Below are 18,271 nucleotides of genomic sequence, written 5' to 3'. Positions count from 1 at the left end.
TCCTTTTTCATTTCCGGAATTTGTAAATTCCACCATTTTCTTAAAAAGAAATAAAATCTGAAAATCAGCATGTTACGCAGAAAAAAATTGATCAGGTTTTCCCAGCTTCCCGAAGATAGACGCCGTTTTTTCTATCTTGCATGCCGGTCTGGTCCAATTATGATGCACCGTACATGAAACAAACTCCATTACTCCCTATCCTCCTTGCATCGGCCGCCCTCCACGCCCAGGCAGTCCCGGCCCCCATGGAAGTGACCGCCCACGAGTCCGCAACCATCTGGACACAGGGCTACGGAGTCGGAAACGGCAGGCTGGGAGCCCTTTCCTATGGAGAATTCCCCAAGGAAATTCTCGTCCTCAATGAAGAAAGCATCTTTGCCAAGTCCAGCATTGTCCCCAGGGAGGGCGCGGCGGAAGGCCTGAAAGAGGCCAGGGAATTGTGCGCCCGCGGGGATTATAAAAAGGCGGACGAAACTTTCCGCAGCAAAGTCCTGTCAAACAAATCCTCCTCCGGCAGCTACCAGCAGGGCGGCCTGCTTGACGTCCAGTGGCAGGATCTGCCCCCCTCCACTTCTTTCTCCAGAAAGCTGGACATGAAAGACGGGAAGGCCCAAATGGACGTACATTTTGCAGACGGGGCACTGAAAACGGAACTGGTCGCCGCTCCATATTCCGATTGCATCGCCTACCGCATGGCCTGCACCCTTCCCAAGGGCTGCACCGTTACCCTCTCCCTGCGCCATCCGGATAAAAAATCAGAAATCACTCCAACCAGGGACGGATGGATTCTCAAAGGCCAGGGCCACAACGGAGGTACCCGCTTTGAAAATGCCGTCAGAGTGCAGGCCATCGATGGACGCGTTTCCCTGGACGGCGGCATTCTCAGGATAGACAACTGCAAGGAACTGCTCGTCCTCTCCTCCACTAAAACCGACTACAACAGCCGGAAACCGGACAGCCCGCTGAAAAACGACCTGGGAACCCTCAACCGGAACATTCTGGACGCCGCTTCCAGGGCAGGATGGAAAAAGCTGGAACAGGAAACGGCCAAATACTTTTCCGAACGCATGATGCGCTGCCAGGTGGACATTGGAGACACGCCCGCCGAAACCGCTCAAAAAACGACCCCCGAACGCCTCCAGCTGGTCAGGCAGGGAGGCAAGGACCCGGACCTGATTGAACAGCTTTTCCAGTTCGGCCGCTACTGCATCATTGCCAACACGCGCCCAGGCGCGCTGCCCTGCGGCCTGCAAGGACTGTGGAACCCGGATCTCAACGCCGCCTGGAAAGGGTGCTTCTTCCTGAACATCAACTGCCAGATGAACCAGTGGCCGGCCGACGTGACCGGACTGGGGGAATACCACCGCCCCTTCCTTGAATTCGTGGTCAGCCTTCAGCCCACCGGTGAAAAATTCGCCCGCTTCCTGAAACTTGACGGCTTTTGTTTTGCCCACAACGTGGACTGCTGGAAGGAAACCTACTATGTCGGGAACGTACCCGAATACTCGGCCAGCCTGATGAACGGGGCATGGGCCTGCGCCCACCTGATGGACAGCTACCGCTTTACGGGGGACAAGGCGTTCCTGAAAAAATCCATTCCCATTCTGGAATCCAACGCCCGGTTCATCATGTCCTGGTTCCAGAAAGACGGGAAAGGGCGCTATATCTCCGGTCCGGGAACTTCTCCGGAAAACATCTTCAGAGTCCAGGACGAGACAGGAAAAAAAATCAACCTTTCCGTCTCCAACGGCTGTTCCCATGATCTCCTGCTCGGCAGGGAATCCCTGCGCAACTACATTGCCGCGTGCCGGGAACTCGGAATCAATACGCCAGTACTGGCAAAAGCCCTCCAGTTCCTGCCGCACATCCCCCCGCCGGCCATCGGGGAGGACGGCCGCATCCGGGAATGGCAGGAACCCTTTGAGGAAGTCCAGAAGGGGCATCGCCACATCAGCCACCTGTACGGCCTGTTCCCGGGAAATGAATGGGATGTGCTCAACACCCCTGAATACGCCGCCGCCGTCAAGAAATCCGTGGACTACCGCCGCAGCTTTACCGGAAAAAGCGGCATATGCACCGGCTGGAGCACCGCGTGGCTGATCAACATGTACGCCACGCTCGGCTGCGGCAACGACGCGGAGGAACGCATCTACACGCAATTGAAAAAATACATCAGCCCCAACCTGTTCGACATGCACCCCCCTTACCAGATCGACGGCAACTTCGGCATGACTTCCGGCCTGGCCCAATGTCTGATCCAGAGCCAGATTGAACAGCAAGGCTACCGTGTGATTATGCTCGCCCCGGCCCTGGCCGATTCATGGACGGAGGGTTCGGCCACGGGACTCCACGCTCGCGGAGGGCTTACGGTAGACCTGTCCTGGAAAGACGGGGGCATCAAGGCCACGGCCAAAGCCTCCCGTCCCGGCAAATTCCGTTTCATGCACCGGGGCAGGAAAAAAGATGTGGTCATGAAAGCAGGGGAAAGCATCAACATCTCCTTTTAATTTCCCTGCACTTGAACACGGATAAAGGCGGCCATGCCTCTTTCATCCCGGCGTCCCGCTGCCGGCAGGTGTGGCCGCCTTCCATGCCGTGCCGAATGAAACGGGGGCGGACGGTCCGGAAGCTCCGGCCTTCGCACCGCCTCTTTAACAAGGCTCCGATTCCCCATCCACGGAATAAACGGCAAAAAAGGAACCGCCCTCTACATGAAAGCAACGGGGAACCGACGCTTTTTTCCAAATCGCGCCTATACCGGGGAATGCACTTATTCCACCCGCACGGTCTGTTCAATCAATTGGTCCAAACGGGCTGCGGAAACGCCGCCCACCATTTCACGGAGTTTCATTCCTTCCAGATACAGAACCGTCAGCGGAACCGCCTCCAAATGGTACTTGCGTGCCAGCTCCGGATGCGCGTCCGCGTCAATCAACACGGCAAAGGCCTTCCCGTCCTGCGCCTCGGCATAGGATTTGACCGCCTGGACGTATTCCATGGCCTGGGAACTCCACGGGGCGTAAAAGACAATCAGCACCCTGCGGCCGGAAAGTTCCGTCAACTGCCGCATATCCTCCCCCTTGTAAACCATCCATGCCGGCTCCTTCTTTTTGGGGGCGGAAGGCGGCAATACCTGCCTGGGAGGGTCAAAATTCCGCTCCAGCGGGCGCGGGGCGGGCTTCTTCTCCGCATAGCGGGAACGCCTGTCATTGGAATCGTCGCAACCGGCCAGTGCGGCCAGCAGCAACCCGCTGATCACTATAAACGCTCCCTGCCTCATCACGGAGGCAAGTATGCCCGCGAAAGTCGAATTTGCAAGACTGAACCTTTCCATCCGAATTCCGCGTTTTCGCGGTTGCCTTGGCCGCCCCGTATCTGTTATGGTAGTTATTGAATGAACAGCTTGCCGCCACTGGAATTTGGAGGAGTGTCCCATTGGACGGCCCTGGCCGTTCTGCTGGTGGCGGGGCTGTGCATTGTGGAACTGGGGCAATCCTACAAAAAATCCGTCAGAAACCGCACGGCGTTCTGGCTGGGGACCGCATGCCTGTTGAGCCTGGTTCCGGACCTGATCGCCCTGCTTGCCGACGAGCCGGACAAATCCTGGGAGTGGATGCTGCCCCTTCACTTCTGCTCCGTGATGCAGGTGGCGTGCGCCCTGAGCCTCTGGATACCTTCCCGCATTCTGCGCTCCATCGTATACTACTGCGTGCTGTGCGCCACTCTTCAGGGGCTGGTGACGCCTTCCGTGGCCCACGACTTCCCTTCATGGACGTACTTTGCCTTCTTCCTTTCCCACGGCGTTACGGTCATTGCAGCCCTTTACCTGCCCCTGGCCCTGCAATGGAAGCCGGCGCGGTGGGACTTCCTGTGGGCTCTGCTGTTCGCCAACCTGTATCTGGCCGCGGTGCATCCCGTCAACAAATTCCTGGGCACCAATTACGGCTTCACGGTTTCCACTCCCGCCTCCGGGTCCGTGCTGGACCTGCTGGGGGCATGGCCCTGGTACCTGCTGTGGATGCAAATTCCGGCCCTGATCCTGATGTACCTGCTCACACTGCCCTTCCGCCATTATCCCATGGGGCGCACGGGGGGAGCCCTGTTCCGGAGCTGAAAAACTTATGTGGAAAAAACATCCCCGCAAACTTGAACCGCCCAGCCTTCCATATGATCCCATACCTCTTCCTGTTTCTTCCCGCCGAGGCGGTCTTTTACTTCCTTCTTCACCTTTTTCTGGGCGCCCCTCCCCATCCCCCTGCAGCGCAGGCTTCCGTGTCCCTCCCCTCCGGCTACGCCCTTTCATGGAATGATGAATTTGACGGCTCGTCCCTTGACATGGAAAAGTGGTCCTACCGCCAGACCGGGCCGCGCCACAATGCGTTGAACACTCCGGAAGCCATTTCCACGGGCAATGGAATTCTGAGCATCCGCACTTATACGGAAAACGGAAAACATCATACCGGAATGATCGCCACAAAAAAGAAGAGCCTGAACCGGACATACGGCTTTTACGAGGCTTCCATTGAATTTGCCGGAGACAGGAATGCTTCCTCCGGCATGTGGTCCGCCTTCTGGCTCCAGAGCGACACCATTTCCACTGTGGGCAACACGGGTAAATACGGTACGGAAATAGACATTGTGGAATACAGGCCCAACCCCTCCAACGGATATGAAACCAACCAGGCCATCCACTACCACGGCTACGGGGAACACCACAAATCGGCGGCAAAACAGCACAAAACCGGACTTCTGGAAGGCTATCACACCTACGGCGTACTCCGGACGGCCGGAGGATACACGTTCTATATGGACGGAAAGGAAGTCTGGAAAACGCAGGAAGCCCTGTCCTGCATTCCGGAATACATCATCCTGAGTTCGGAAATCCGGGATAAAAACTGGGCAGGCGACATCCCCGCAAACGGCTACGGCAGCAGGGACAAAAGCCCAACGGCCATGAACGTGGACTATGTGCGGGTTTACTCCCTGCCCGATTCCTACCGGACCGCGCCCGACGGAAAATGGAGCGACCGCCAATGGGAAACCGTCCTGCCTTCCGGCAGGAAAATCGCCCGGCTGGTGCCCCCGGACGGAGCCAACGTCTGGTTCAACAGGGAAAGGACAAGCAGCCTGCTTCTGGACCGCGACGCCGTCGTGGATTCCCTCACCGTCGGGAAAGGGAAATTCTTCCACCTGCAAGGCAGGAATAAAACGCTGGCCATACGGAGCGGAATCGCCGCACTGGAAAGAATGGATCTGATCTTTGACGCGAAGATGGCGCTTGAAGGCGAAGACGTTACCTGGACTCTGTTTGAACCCTATTCCTCCTTGTATGCCAACGGCTCCGTGCATGGAAAAGGCAGCCTGATCCTCCGCTGCGGCAGCGGAACACTCGTGGACTCCACGTTTCTCTTCAACGCCCCCGTCACCCTCCAGGGGGGAATGGACGTGAAAGGGCAAGTCGCTCTCGGTCCTTCCGGGAGCCTGTCCATCTCCGGCAAAACCGTTTTCCGCCGGAATTCCCGTCTTGTCGTTCATCTGGACGGCAAAAATGCGTCTCCCAAAATAAAGGCGGAGGGAGGGCTGGAACTGGAGAAAAACGTTTCCCTGTACCCCGAATTTTTCTATGTCCCGGAACCGGGCGACCGGATCATCCTGGCGGACGGCCTTAAAAAGACCGCCGGGGGAACTTTCTTCAACCTGCCGGAAGGCCGCGTTTTTGACGCTGAAATATACCGTGATTCCCCGTTGAAAACCTCGCTCGCCGGAAAAGCCTCCCTGCGCATCCATTACACGGATACGGGAATTCTGCTGACGGTCCTCTCTGTGGACAGGACGGCCCTTTCATCCGTCCCGGATTGAGATGAATAAATAAGGGAAAATCTCCGCAAACCAGCCGCCCCTATCTCACGATCGGCTTGAGCACGCCCAGATAGGTATCCGCCGTGCCCGTCCCGGGATAAATGGAATCTATCCTGATCCTGATGGTATGCACGGGAGCCTTGTAATACGGGGGAATGACAATCTGCGGCGTCCAGTCGTCCCGCAGGGTGGCGTCAAAAGTGTACTCCCCGTTCAGAATTACCTGGACGCTTTTAGGACGGCCGAACATGGAATACGCAATATTCGGATGGCGGCGAGCCTCCGTATCGTTTTCCGGCAGCGTTACCGGGGAAATTCCGGATTCCAGCATGATCCCCAGCAAACGGCCCGGATTCTTAAGCTTCACCTCCAGGGTTTCCCCCTGCCCGTCTCCGGAAACGCCCTCCGCCCAGTATCCCTGGCCGTGCTTCAGGTTGTCCGGAGAGCAGGGATTGCCGTAGGGGTCCTTTTCCAGGGTGGAACTGGCCGTAATGTCGTACTGGTCCGTCAGGGAACCCTTCTCCCCGCGGATGGTGACATGGCCATCCTTGTCCAGTGTCCAGCCGGGGCCGGGGGTCAGCACCATGGAGGGCGCGTACGGGCGGCCATCCGCCCCCAGCAGGGACCAGGTATAAACGCCCTTGGGCGTCGTGACGATGGACTTGGCATCGGCGGAAGGATCCAGCTTCACGGACTGGTTGGTCATCTCTGAACTGTACACATTCACCACCGCCCTGGGCGTTCCGCCCGTCCAGGTCATGACGGGAGAAGTGAGCAGCGTCAGGCGCGGTTCACCCATCTTGACTTCCGTTCCTGGGGTGATGCTGATATCCTGCGTGTAAGGCACGGAAAACTGAAAAGTCAGCACGTGCGTTCCCGGCTTGTTGGGAACCTGGGCCACCAGCCAGTGGGCAATGCCGGCCACGGGAGCCATGGTGGGCGCGTCCGCCTGCTGGTGGCGTCCCTCGGTAAGGGAGGAATCGCACTTCAAATCGTCCACGGACGCCACGGCATCCAGCACCGCCTTGGTGAAGGGAAGATTGCGTATGGGCTCCGGACTGGCGGCGTTGGCCCGTTCGTCAGGAGGGCTGTACCGGAACGGAACGCCCACGGGAATGGTCTTCCCCTTGATACCTTTGGGAATGTCCAGGGCACAGGTATAAATCAGGAAAGCCTGATGCTGCTTCAGGGCAACGGTCAGGTCCACGGCATCCAGGCGGATGCCGTCCGCCTGCGTCAAATCCATGGGAACCGGCAACCCGGGCACCGGGGCTATGCTCTGAACCGCGACATGGCGCGGGGCATCCTGCCGGGTCTTTTCCCCAGCGGGCTGTTCCTGAGGCGGCGGCGCGGCGGCCATGCACGGCGCACAGCCCACGGCGCCGGCCAGACAAATGAGAGAAGCCAGTCTCATGCCGTTAAAATAATGTCTCTCCATCCGTTCATCAAGGTTCATTTTCCGGACCGCCGGAGTCCGTCCGCTTGCCTCCGCCCCTCTTTCAATCCGGAATAACGGAACGGGAACGAACCTTCGCCAGGGAATTATGGGCAATTCCCCGGGCCGGAGGCTGGAAAAACTTCTCCCTGTTCCAGACTTCGCCGACCGCCCAATCCGGCGTCATGAAAAAGGAGGCGGGAACAGTCCCCAATCCCTCCATGAACACAACGGTCTCTTCCTGGCGGGGACCGGAAAGGAAAATGTCTTTCATCACATAAAAATCCATTGCCCCAAAAAATGCCTCCCGAACGGAAGCCTGTTCCTCTTCGGCCACATCCGGAGAAAAAACAACATACAGGATGGACAAGACTCCGGCATTTTTCCCGACTTTATCCAGGGAATGGCAAACCTTCCCCCGGTAAAGAAAAATAAGGGGACGTCCTTCCTCCGGAAGAGGATTTTCCGCAACGATGAGCGTATCTTCCAGGGCGTCTTCCAACTCTTCACGATCCACTGCACAGGGCAATCTGCCGGGAAAACAAAAATCCGGAACTGCAAGTGCATGGGGAACCTTCATCAGGCGGCCGTTCCTGTAGCTCCATTGATACCGGACGCACCCCATGTCGGAATCCCGGGAAAAAGGGTCATGAAGCCATTGGCCGCCCTCTTTTCCTTCCGCCGTTCCGGTTCCGAGCCGGCCAGGATCTTTCCATTCCCGCGAAAGCCGCGTCCCGCGGCTCCTTCCCTGAGGAGTGACGCCACATCTGTAAACAGAACCGCGGGCTTCGGGAAAGGGTTCCGGCAGAGCAACGCCGGAATCGGCGACTCCCCAGCAGAACAGGAGAAAAATTACAGGGTAGTTCATGTTAGATAATACTATATTCATCTCATTAACAACATTCAAGAAATAATCTTCCTTTTCCGGAGTTGGACCACTCCCCTCATCCGCCTTCCACGTAAAAAAGCACTCCCGCCAGCTGTTCGCCGGAAATTCCGCCGTCCGGAACCGCTGCCGTTTCATAGCTCTTTCATGATGAAAGGAAGCAGGAGAAAAGAAGAAAAAACGTCCCTGGAAGAGCATTCCCGTCAAGCAAAAAAAGTTGAATTCGGAAGACAAAAAAAATGTCCGCAAGACCGGACGGAAATCCCTTGGAAACAACGCCAATACTACCATATGTGGTATGCATTAAAAATATCCGTACAATATTTCCTTTTCATCGCGATTTTTTTTCAGTAGATAATGCAAACGTTACGCGCCGCCCCCAACACCGCGACGAAGCAACGCCCTCAGTACCTTTCACTTCGCAAACCATGACTACTGACAACTCGCAAATTACGCTCAAATTACGCACCGGACAGGAAATCATCCTCCCCCCCAGGAAGGACCTGCTGGGCGGCCTGAAATTCACCAGAAGATTTTCCCATAACGAGGTTCATCCCTATGATGAAGTGGACTGGGCGCGGCGCGACGTCCGCATCATGGACTGGAAGACCGGAAAAACCATTTATGAGCGCCTGGGCCTGGAAGCCCCGGCCCACTGGGACGACAACGCCGTAAAGATCACGGCGGACAAATACCTCTTTGGCAGCGAGCCGGGCTCCCTGGAATACGAAGACAGCTTCCGCAACATCTACGACCGCATTTCCAACACCTACACCGTCTGGGGCTGGGAGGAAGGCTACTTCGCCACGCTGGAGGACGCGGAAATCTTCAATGAGGAAATCAAGGCCATGCTCGTCCAGCAAATCTGGGCCCCCAACTCACCCGTCTGGTTCAACATCGGCCACTGGGAGCAGTGGCGCTGGGGGCGTCCGGACCTGCGTGAGAACTATACCGGCCACGGCAACAAGGCCTACCACGCCAAAGGCTCCAAGAACAATCTGAAAACCTACACGGTGCAGTCCACCTATGAATATCCGCAGTGCTCCGCCTGCTTCCTGACGGAAGTGGGAGACAGCATGGAGGACATTCTGGACCACCTGACCACGGAAGGCCGCATCTTTGCGTCCGGTTCCGGCGTGGGCATCAACCTTTCCACCCTCCGTTCCTCCAAGGAACCCATCAGCGGCAAGGGCCGTTCCTCCGGCCCCATCTCCTTTGACCGCGGCTGGGACCGCATGGCAGGCGCCATCAAATCCGGGGGCAAGACGCGCCGCGCCGCCCGCATGGTGCTGATGTTCAGCGACCACCCGGACATTTTCGAATTCATCAACACGAAAAACCGCCAGGAAGACATCGCCAAGGTGATCCTGCGGGAGCACAACGTGCATGTGGAACTCAAGCAAATTGCGGAAACCAAGCTGGTGGCCGGCACCCCTGCGGAAAAGGCCGCCGCCCGCGTCATCCTTTCCCTGCCCCTGGCTACCAAAAACAGCTTTGACCCCCACATGGACGCCCTGCTGTACGGGGAAACGCTTTCCCACCAGAACGCGAACCACTCCGTTTCCGTAAAGGGGGACTTCTGGCAGGCGCTGGCCAACAACGGCAACACCTACACGCGCTGGGTCACGAACCCCGCCCACATTGAACAGACCTTCCGGGCCCAGGAACTGCTGGAAGCCATGGCCAAATCCATCTGGGAAAACGGGGAGCCCGGCGTGCACAACAACGACGTGATCAACCTCTGGAACCCGGTCAAATCCATCGGCTCCATCACCACGTCCAACCCCTGTTCCGAATACGTCTTCCTGAACAACACGAGCTGCAACCTTTCCTCCTTCAACGCCTACCGCTTCCTGACAAAGGGCGATGACGGCAAGCCCGTCTTTGACGCGGATGCCCTGACCCACGCCGCGCGCCTGGCAATGGTCTGTGCTGACCTGAACGTGGAACGAGGCGGCTTCCCGATTGAAGAAATCGCGGAAGGAACGTACAAGTACCGCACCACCGGCATCGGCTTCGCCAACGTGGGCGGCTCGCTGATGGCCCTGGGCGTGCCGTACGACTCTGACGAAGGCCGCTGGATCGCCTCCCAGCTTTGCAGCGCGCTGACGGCGGCCTGCTGGACGGCTTCCGCGGAAATGGGCGCGGAACTGGGCTCCTATGTGGAGTACCCCGCCAGCAAGAAGGACCTGCTGGCCGTGCTGCGCCTGCACCATGCGGCCCAGAAGCTGGCCGTCGCCCTGCCCGCCCAGAAGGACGCCAAGGCCCTGGACGACATGATCGACAACATCATCGCCAATGCCGGAGGAGTCCTGCCGGAAGCGCAGGGGCTGACCGCCTCCTACGCCCTGCATGCCTATCTCAAGAGCTTCAAGGCGCCCACCCAGATGAACAAGGAGCGCATCGCCCCCGCCGCCAAACTGGCGGAAGCCGCCTCCGCCATGTGGGCCAGGGCGGCCAAGGCCACCGCGCACCGCAACGCCTTCGTTTCCGTCATGGCCCCCACGGGCACCATTTCCGCCCCCCTGGGCTGTTATGACGAAGGCACCACCTCCATCGAACCGGACTACACGCTGGTGAAATGGAAGCAGCTTGCGGGCGGCGGCTCCCTGAAAATGTTCAACCGCCTGGCCCTGGAGGGCCTGCGCTCCCTGGGTTATCCGGAAGACTTCGTCAATGAGGCCGCTCTGGAAGTGGCCGGCCTGGACGGCCTGATTTCCGCCTTCCAGGGGAACATGGACTCCGTCGTCAACCAGATCATCATTGATCCCTGCAACGACCAGGCGGGCCCCGTGCGCCTGGCGTGGCGCCGCCTCCTCTCCGGCACGGAATCCCGCAGTGAAATTCAGGAAAAGGTGGCCTACATCAGCAACCCGGCCAACATGTCCGTGCTGACCGCGGACGAGCTCACCGTCGTGAACGGCGCGGCCCACATCGAATCCATCCCGTGGCTGGACAAGAAAGACCTGGCCGTCTTCGACTGCGCCGCCACCAACGGCAACGGCGTGCGCTCCATTACCCCGGCCGGGCACGTGCTGATGCTGGGCGCTCTCCAGCCCTTCATTTCCGGCGCGTGCTCCAAGACGGTGAACATGCCCGTCTCCGCCACCGTGCAGGATATTTACGACTCCCTGATCATGTCCCACGAACTCGGCGTCAAGTGCATCGCCATCTTCCGGGCCGGGTCCAAGGCAAATGCCGTGTATGTGGTGGACACGCCGGAAACGCGCATGTTCAAGGCCAACCACGTCTGGGAACAGCTCGTGGGAGCCGGATCGGAAGCGATTGACGAGATCATCGCGGAAGCGTCCAAGCCGCGCCAGCGCAAACTGCCCGGCCGCCGCCTGGGCCAGACCGTGAAATTCTCCGTGGGCGGCCAGCTCACGGGCTACCTGACGGTGGGCGTCTATGCGGACGGCACCTGCGGGGAAGTCTTCGGACGTCTGGGCCAGGTAGGCTCCTTTGCCTCCGGCATGTTTGAAGCGTACTGCAAGCTCCTTTCCACGGCCCTTCAGTTCGGCGTACCCCTCAAGGAAGTGGTGAAGGGCTTCCGCAACTACTCCTTCGAGCCCTCCGGCTTCTGTCGCGTGGGGGACGACACGGATGCGGACACCTGCACGGAAATCCGCTCCTGCGCGTCCGTGGTTGACCTCATCGCCAAAATTCTGGCGTGGCTCTTCCCGGAAAGCAACGGCTACCGCCTGCGGGACGTATTCTCCATCCCCAGCGTCAGCCTGCCCGGGCAAAGTCCGGACACCACGGTAAGCGTGCTGCCTCCCCGCATCATTACTACGCCGGCCCACAAGCAGAATCCGGTCCTGCCGGAAATTCCCGCCGGAAAAGCGCCGGAAGGCACCATGCTCAACGGAGCCTCCCTCTGCCCGCAATGCCATTCCCTGGCCTACGTCCAGGACGGCAAGTGCAAATCCTGCCGCTCCTGCGGCTACAAGGACGGCGGCTGCGGGGAATAAAGCCCCGGAACGCTCCCGTTCCATCCATTCATCAGGCGGAATCCGGACTTTCCGGGTTCCGCCTTTTCTCAATTTACCCATACGTTTTCTCTTGGAAATGTTTTTCGACGTATTTGAATGGCTGACGAGCAGAATAGAAAAGTTGATAAAACAAAAACTGTTTTCATCTTGTCTATCTACTCATGTTATGGTTCAATATCTTCGTGAATGCAGAAATTGAAAATCTGGACGAAAGATATCTGCAAGTTATTGAGCAACAGTTTGAAGACTGTTCTCATCAGAATGGGATTTGTTACTGGCTTGATACAGATCTCATGCGTATGCTTGGCTATGAAGATATGGTGACATTCAAAAAAGTCATCATTAAAGCTATGAACGCATGTACAACATTAGGAGAAGATCCTGCTGAAGATTTCATTCAGTATAAACATGTTGACGAATATGAAATAAGTGGAAGCTACAAGCTTAGCCGATTTGCCTGTTTGCTCATTGCTCAGAATGCAGATGTCTCAAAAATACAGGTTAAAACAGCTCAATACATGCTAGCCAGAATGGCTGATGTACTGCTCCAAAAACAGGACTTTGAACGTCTTGAAGCTCGAACAGAACTTACTCGTGGAGAGAAAGAAATGTCAGGAGTGGCTAAAAGTCATGGAATTGGGAAAGGAAAATATGATTATGCTAATTTCAAAGACGCTGGTTATAAAGGCATGTATAACATGAGTCTTAAACAACTAGAAAAATATAAAGGATTCGTGAAAAAAAATGGTGTTGTTCTTTATGACCGTATGAGCACGACAGAACTAGCCGCAAATTTGTTTCGTGTTACACAGACGTCTGAACACATCAAAAAAAACAATATTCATGGACAAAGCAATCTGGAAGAGGCTGCTGCAAGAATAGGAAGAAAAGTGAGGAAAACAATGGAGACAGTCCCTGAAGACATTCCACTAGAACCTTCTGAAATTAAAGATGTAAAGCGTTTAGGAAAAGGAGCTAAACGCAATATGAATAAAATAGATAATCCTTCTTCTAAAAAGAAAAAATGAATTAGATATATTATTTTTTGAAATTGAATATATAAATCTCCTTTTTGCTATTATAGCTAATTTTAAACTAGTTTTGATATCTAAATTTGAAGGGTATTAGTTTACTAGTTTTGAATAATTTTTGACCCACAGGGCAGGCGGCGCTCCACGCGGTTAAAGAAGAACCGCGTCAGCGCACCGCACCCCAGACGATAATGGCCGCCAGGCACAGGAAGAGGACGCCCAGCAGCATCTTCACCAAAAAGGCGTGCTTCTGCTGGTAGCGGATCAGGGACTCCGCCTTCATTCCCCGGTAGGCCAGGAAGAAAATAAGCAGCAGGGGCAGGATGAATGCCAGGTTGTACAGGGCCAGCATGCCCACGGCGGACGAACTCCCCTGCCTGATCTGGTAAATGATGGGGGCGTACACCTGCCCGGTGCAGGCCAGTTCCAGCGCGGAAATGACGATCCCGGCAGCGAACGCCGCCACGATGAAGCGGGCGGACTTGCTCTGCTCCCTGGCCGTCCGGCGGATGCGCTTCTTCAGGAAATCCGGCAAAGTCAGCGACATGTCCGCCAGCCGTCCCCGGCGGGCCAGCCACGCATCCCGGAAGGAAAGGACGGCCGCAAGCAGGGCCAGCAGGGAGAACAGGACGTCCATGACCATCTTCAGGGAAGACCACGCCTGCAACTGCCCGATGAGTTCATGAAACGCCAGACCGATAGCGAAATACGTCAGATAAACGGAAAGAACGAAGCTGCCGCCCGTCAGCAGCAGCTCCCGCGGGGAGCGCCGCGCAATCTGCAGATAGGACAGGAAGAAAATCAGGGTGGCGAACGCGCACGGGTTGACGCCGTCTATCAGGCCGCCCAGCAGCACCACGCCCAGGGAAAGGCTTTCATATGTATCCTGCACCTCTTTCCCTGCCTGTTTCATGTCTTCCCGGTCCATCATGGCCCACGCGGGCCGGGTTCCGTCCGGGCGGATGCCGCTTTCCGGCTGCCTTCTCGAATCTTCCAGCAGGGCCTTCAGGTTGCCGGAGGTCAGGCGGTCGCGCATCAGCCCCCCTGCCGCTCCGAATACGGACGGGGCGATCAGTCTGTCCCGCTGGGGAATCCTGAACCGTGAAGACAGCAGGGCGTTGAACTCCGTCCCCCGGTCATCCGTGATGGAATAAGTCTCCAACTGCATGGCGGGATATTCCCGGCGCAGTCTTTCCAAGTCCCGCATGACCCTGGCGCATTCGTCACAGCCGCTTTTCTCAAAGAAAACGACCAGGAACGGCGCATTCGGATCGGTGGGATGTGTCCCGGCCATCTCCCGGACCGCAACGGAATCCGTCTCCGCCGCCGGCGCGGCTTTTTCCCTGCCCGGCATCATGGACGCAAAGCTCATGACCGCCGGAACGGCCGCGGCTCCGTACTTGCGCGTCAGGGAGGAAGACCAGTACATGTCCTTCAGCACCTCGGTGGAGACGCGGACGAACAACCGGCGTTCCTCTTCCGTCAGCTTGCCCTTGCCGGGGAGAGGATCCGGCGGTTCAAAGGCAAACATGGTGCCTCCGCCGCTAAAGTTCTCGTACATTTCATATTCGCGACTCTGTAAACGGTCCGTAAACACATTCTGGAAATAATCGAGAAGCTTGTCCCATTCATTGTTATACCGGCCCTGTTCCTCCAATTCCTCATTCTTCCGGGAAACCTCCCCCAGTATCGCACAAAAGGCGTCCACATCGCACTTGCGCGAAGCCACCAGTTGTGCCAGGGAGGCGTAAACCCGTACGCGAAGATCCGGGTCCTTGACGGCCAGCCGGGAAAGGGAGGCCAGCACATCCGGAAGGAGGGATGACTTTTCCGCCTTCCTGCCGCCCAGGTAGGATTTCTCGTAAAGCCGCCTCAGCGCGGGGAAATCCCCTTCCAGAAGTTCCCCCTCAGGCGACCTGAGCGCCATTTTGATCCCGCTTAACGGCATCAGCAGGGTGATGGCGTTGCATCTGACCATGGGGTCGGGAGAGGAAAGGGTCTGAACGATCCATTCCGGAATCTCCCGGATACCCTGAGGAAAAGTCCTGAGAGACGCGAGAACCGGGTTTTCATCAACTCCGGCGGGAGGGAAAACGGCATGGGGATACTCCTGCAGGAACAGGGCGAATTCCGCAGAAGCCCGCTGCCATGGAGAACGGGCGGGATCATCCGCCACGCCGCGTATGTACTTCCGCGGGAAAAAGATGGAATACTTGTCCGGCGGAATCCTTTCAAACAGCCTGGAAATCTCGTAACTGCCCAGGAAATTCCTGAGGAAATACGTCCAGTACTGGTCGCCGTACTTTTGCGTGAACACTTCGTCCAGAAATGCCTGCATCTCCGCGTTCCTCCGGGAATTATTCAGGATGGTGAGCTTCCTTCCTCTGGATTCTTCCCTTTTGCTGGAAGAATAATATTCACAGACCTTTTCAAAAAATGACTTCATGCGTTCGCGGACTTCCGGGTCCTCATCCCGCGCCACCAGCTTCACGAGAGGCAGGTTCCTGAACAGGAAATCCTTTTCACTGCTTATTCTGTAAGCGATCTCATACCGCATCTCCTGGGGCAGGATACGGTAGGAAGCCAAAACACTGCGGAACGCTTCCTCATCCCCGTATTGCAGCAGGATCCGGATGCATTTGTTCTTCAATTCGGCATATTCCTCATCCTCCAGAGTGGAAAATTTTCTCAGGATATTCACCAGTTCCACTCCGAAAGACTGTATTTTTTTAAGTTTTTTGATTTTTTGAGTCTCCCAGGAGTCATTGGGATCAACCTTGATATCACCGAGAATAGCCAGTTTGCACAATTTGCCGATTTCCCCGTAGGTGAGGGACATGGCAGAAACCATTTTCTCCTTTGTTTCAAGGGGAACGGAGGAATCTTTCAGCCGGTCCAGCACAAATCTCCAGGCCTCAGGGGAAGAATCTTCATCCAGGCGCCCCGCCTCCATGACAGCCAGAATGCTTTTCACCTCCGGGTCCGGATGTTCCAGAAGGCACCGGATGACGAGTCTGGCCGTATCATTGAGTTCGGAAGCCGTCAGCATGTTATCCCACTGGTCTTCCTGACGGACCAGTACGTTCACCTTTTCCGCGGGCATTCTCTTGAGCATGGCCTGCATGGCGGGGCTCAGCTCCGCATTTCCGGCCATCATGGCATACAGGATGACGGGGACCATGTCCGGCATGTCGAATGCAAGCTGTTCCAGAGCCGGAGCCAGTGCGGCACTTTTCATCCGCGCCGCCACCAGAAACGCCGCTGCGCGCACGGATTCGTCTTCATCCCGGAACATTTCCACCACGCGCGGATACAGGAGTTCCGCAGAAGAGGGCCGGACAACGCCGCTCCTGACCGCCGCCGCGCGTATTTCTCCCAGCTTCCCGTCCAGGGGAGGCTGGACGATCCTGTGTTTTCCGGCATACAGCAGGGCCTGATGGCGGATTCTCCATTCCGGGTGCCGGAACAATTTCAAAAGCTGTTCGGGATCAATGGCCGTTTGGAGCTTTTCGATTTCCGACAGGGACTTCAAGGCGGCCAGGCACAGGTCTTCCGATTCCGAAGCGGCATGCCTGATCAGCAGCTTCTCCAACCCCGGCAGGGACTCTTCATTGTCGCTGGCCCTCCGGAACGCGATTTGCAGCACATTTTCATCCGTTTCCCGTTCCAGGAAGGGAACGATGTGGTCCACGGCGCTCTTTTCTCCATTCTGCAGGAATACGTCCACCGCCACTTCCCGGACGAGCGGATCGCGGTGGTCCAGAAATTCGTGAATGACGGGCAAGGTGGAAACGGGCTTCTTGCGGAGAGCTTCCAGAGCGTCGATGATGTCGTTCCGGTGGCTGCCGGCCAGTTTGCGCGCCAGCAGGGAGGCGTCCGGCGTTACTTCATCCAGTTGTATCCGGAAACGCGCCTGACGGATGGCCCGTTCCGTATCCGCATCCTGGTCCGGATGCTTTTCCAGATATCCCGTCAGGAATTCCAGCGCCTGCCGCTTGCGGGAGAGAAGAGCCCGGCAGGCACTTTCCCTCGCCTTTTCCGTTCCCGTCAGGATCATGGAATACAGGCGGGTATCGTCCTGTTCCCTTCCCCCGTTTTCGGCCCGGGAAGGCTGTTTCAGCCACGCTTCCCAGGACAGGAGGGGGCCGGGGTCGGCCTTGTCCGGGTCCGTCCAGGGGTCAAAGCCGAAGTCGTTCCCCGCCATATCCTCCAGCGCATCCAGTGCCTTGCTCCGAACGGCCAGGCGCTGGCTTTTCAGCATGGCCACCAGGTCCGGGCGCGGGTCCTTCCCCTCCTTTTCCAGAGACTTGACCAGCGCGGACGGCTGTTCCGCCGCTATCAGCTGCTCTTCCGTCAGAACGGCTCCCCCGGCGTTCAGGCCAAGGAACATGGACAGGCACAGGAAATGGAACAGGAAGGGCTTCATCAGCGCAGAAGGGCGTAAGCCAGAATATTGGCGTTGATTTCAAGGGCGTTTCCCAATTCGCTGCCCCCGCAGCAGCAGCACCCCTTGGAATGGCGGCTGTCGTTGAGGCCGTCCGCGGAATAAATGATGACCAGCTTGTCATTCAGCGTGACTCCTTCCAGATGGCCTTTCGCGGCCTGTTTTCCCGCCTCCAACTGCTTGATGTTGAAGACGGTTGAAAAAACAGGATGGCGCATGGACACGGGCTTGAGAACGGCTTCTCCGAAGATGGTGCGCATCTCCCTGCGGAAGGAAGCGTCCCAGGCGGCATTGGAGCACCCGGCGGAGGCCAGCAGGAAGCCGCCCGACTGGACATATTTTTTCAGGTTTTCCCGTTCCCGTGCCGTAAGGACGAAGTCCCCCTCCCCGGTCATTACCACAAAGGGGAAGCGGAACAGTTCCTCATTGTCCAGCCGTACGGCCCGGAACCGCCTGCTGGTGGAAATGCTGGTTTTCTGCTGGACGGTGGACAGGAATTCGTCACTGAAGCAGCGGGAAGTCTGCGTACCCGCATAAATCAGGTTGCCGCACTGAACCACGCCTTCCTTTCCACGGCTTTCTGCCGGATACAGGAACAGCGCGGCAAGAACCGCCGTCATCATT

Annotated in this window: 11 protein-coding genes; 6 read left to right on the top strand and 5 right to left on the bottom strand. The window is 57.2% G+C overall.

Annotated features, from left to right (window positions below):
- Positions 1–173 precede the first annotated feature (173 nt).
- Positions 174–2,507, top strand: coding sequence for a glycoside hydrolase N-terminal domain-containing protein (locus V3C19_RS06075; RefSeq protein ID WP_295933394.1), 2,334 nt, complete (start codon positions 174–176; stop codon positions 2,505–2,507).
- Between the two features lie 263 nt (positions 2,508–2,770).
- Here V3C19_RS06075 and V3C19_RS06070 read toward each other — a convergent pair whose 3' ends face one another.
- Positions 2,771–3,280 carry a thioredoxin domain-containing protein gene (locus V3C19_RS06070; protein WP_238623753.1) on the bottom strand — a complete coding sequence of 170 codons (510 nt, stop codon included), beginning with the start codon at positions 3,278–3,280 and terminating at the stop codon, positions 2,771–2,773.
- A gap of 114 nt (positions 3,281–3,394) precedes the next feature.
- On the opposite strand from V3C19_RS06070, the gene V3C19_RS06065 reads away from it, so the two are divergent.
- Together V3C19_RS06065 and V3C19_RS06060 are read left to right on the top strand one after the other, a co-directional pair.
- The gene (locus V3C19_RS06065; RefSeq protein WP_130082691.1) at positions 3,395–4,114 is read left to right on the top strand and encodes a TIGR02206 family membrane protein; all 720 of its coding nucleotides are present in this window, start codon (positions 3,395–3,397) and stop codon (positions 4,112–4,114) included.
- Between the two features lie 53 nt (positions 4,115–4,167).
- Positions 4,168–5,859 (top strand): glycoside hydrolase family 16 protein, encoded by a 1,692-nt coding sequence (locus V3C19_RS06060; protein WP_302389492.1) that lies wholly within the window; start codon positions 4,168–4,170, stop codon positions 5,857–5,859.
- A 40-nt stretch (positions 5,860–5,899) separates the two neighbouring features.
- On the opposite strand, the gene V3C19_RS06055 is transcribed toward V3C19_RS06060, so the two are convergent.
- On the bottom strand, positions 5,900–7,273 hold the full coding sequence (locus V3C19_RS06055) for a hypothetical protein (protein ID WP_295933401.1): 1,374 nt from the start codon (positions 7,271–7,273) through the stop codon (positions 5,900–5,902).
- Between the two features lie 85 nt (positions 7,274–7,358).
- Positions 7,359–8,162, bottom strand: a complete 804-nt coding sequence (locus tag V3C19_RS06050) for a hypothetical protein (protein ID WP_295933405.1) — start codon at positions 8,160–8,162, stop codon at positions 7,359–7,361.
- A 165-nt stretch (positions 8,163–8,327) separates the two neighbouring features.
- On the opposite strand from V3C19_RS06050, the gene V3C19_RS06045 reads away from it, so the two are divergent.
- The 3 genes from V3C19_RS06045 to V3C19_RS06035 all read left to right on the top strand — a co-directional run bounded on the left by V3C19_RS06045 (position 8,328) and on the right by V3C19_RS06035 (position 13,200).
- Positions 8,328–8,534 carry a hypothetical protein gene (locus V3C19_RS06045; protein WP_295933406.1) on the top strand — a complete coding sequence of 69 codons (207 nt, stop codon included), beginning with the start codon at positions 8,328–8,330 and terminating at the stop codon, positions 8,532–8,534.
- Between the two features lie 74 nt (positions 8,535–8,608).
- Positions 8,609–12,151, top strand: coding sequence for an adenosylcobalamin-dependent ribonucleoside-diphosphate reductase (locus V3C19_RS06040; protein ID WP_130082687.1), 3,543 nt, complete (start codon positions 8,609–8,611; stop codon positions 12,149–12,151).
- Positions 12,152–12,354: 203 nt separating this feature from the next.
- Positions 12,355–13,200 (top strand): hypothetical protein, encoded by an 846-nt coding sequence (locus tag V3C19_RS06035; RefSeq protein WP_295933411.1) that lies wholly within the window; start codon positions 12,355–12,357, stop codon positions 13,198–13,200.
- Between the two features lie 169 nt (positions 13,201–13,369).
- Here the strand turns inward: V3C19_RS06035 and V3C19_RS06030 are convergent, their stop codons facing one another.
- Together V3C19_RS06030 and V3C19_RS06025 are read right to left on the bottom strand one after the other, a co-directional pair.
- Positions 13,370–17,629: a cytochrome c biogenesis protein CcdA gene (locus V3C19_RS06030; protein ID WP_295933413.1), complete on the bottom strand. Its 4,260-nt coding sequence runs from the start codon at positions 17,627–17,629 to the stop codon at positions 13,370–13,372.
- Entirely contained in the window at positions 17,629–18,270 is a 642-nt protein-coding gene (locus V3C19_RS06025) for a DUF4159 domain-containing protein (RefSeq protein WP_067952143.1), read from the bottom strand. Before V3C19_RS06025 ends, V3C19_RS06030 begins: the two co-directional genes overlap by 1 nt.
- Between the last annotated feature and the right edge of the window lies 1 nt (position 18,271).

The sequence above is a fragment of the Akkermansia sp. AE01SA01 genome (genome assembly GCF_036417395.1).
Lineage (GTDB): Bacteria > Verrucomicrobiota > Verrucomicrobiia > Verrucomicrobiales > Akkermansiaceae > Akkermansia.
This window is presented reverse-complemented; position numbering and strand designations above follow the sequence as displayed.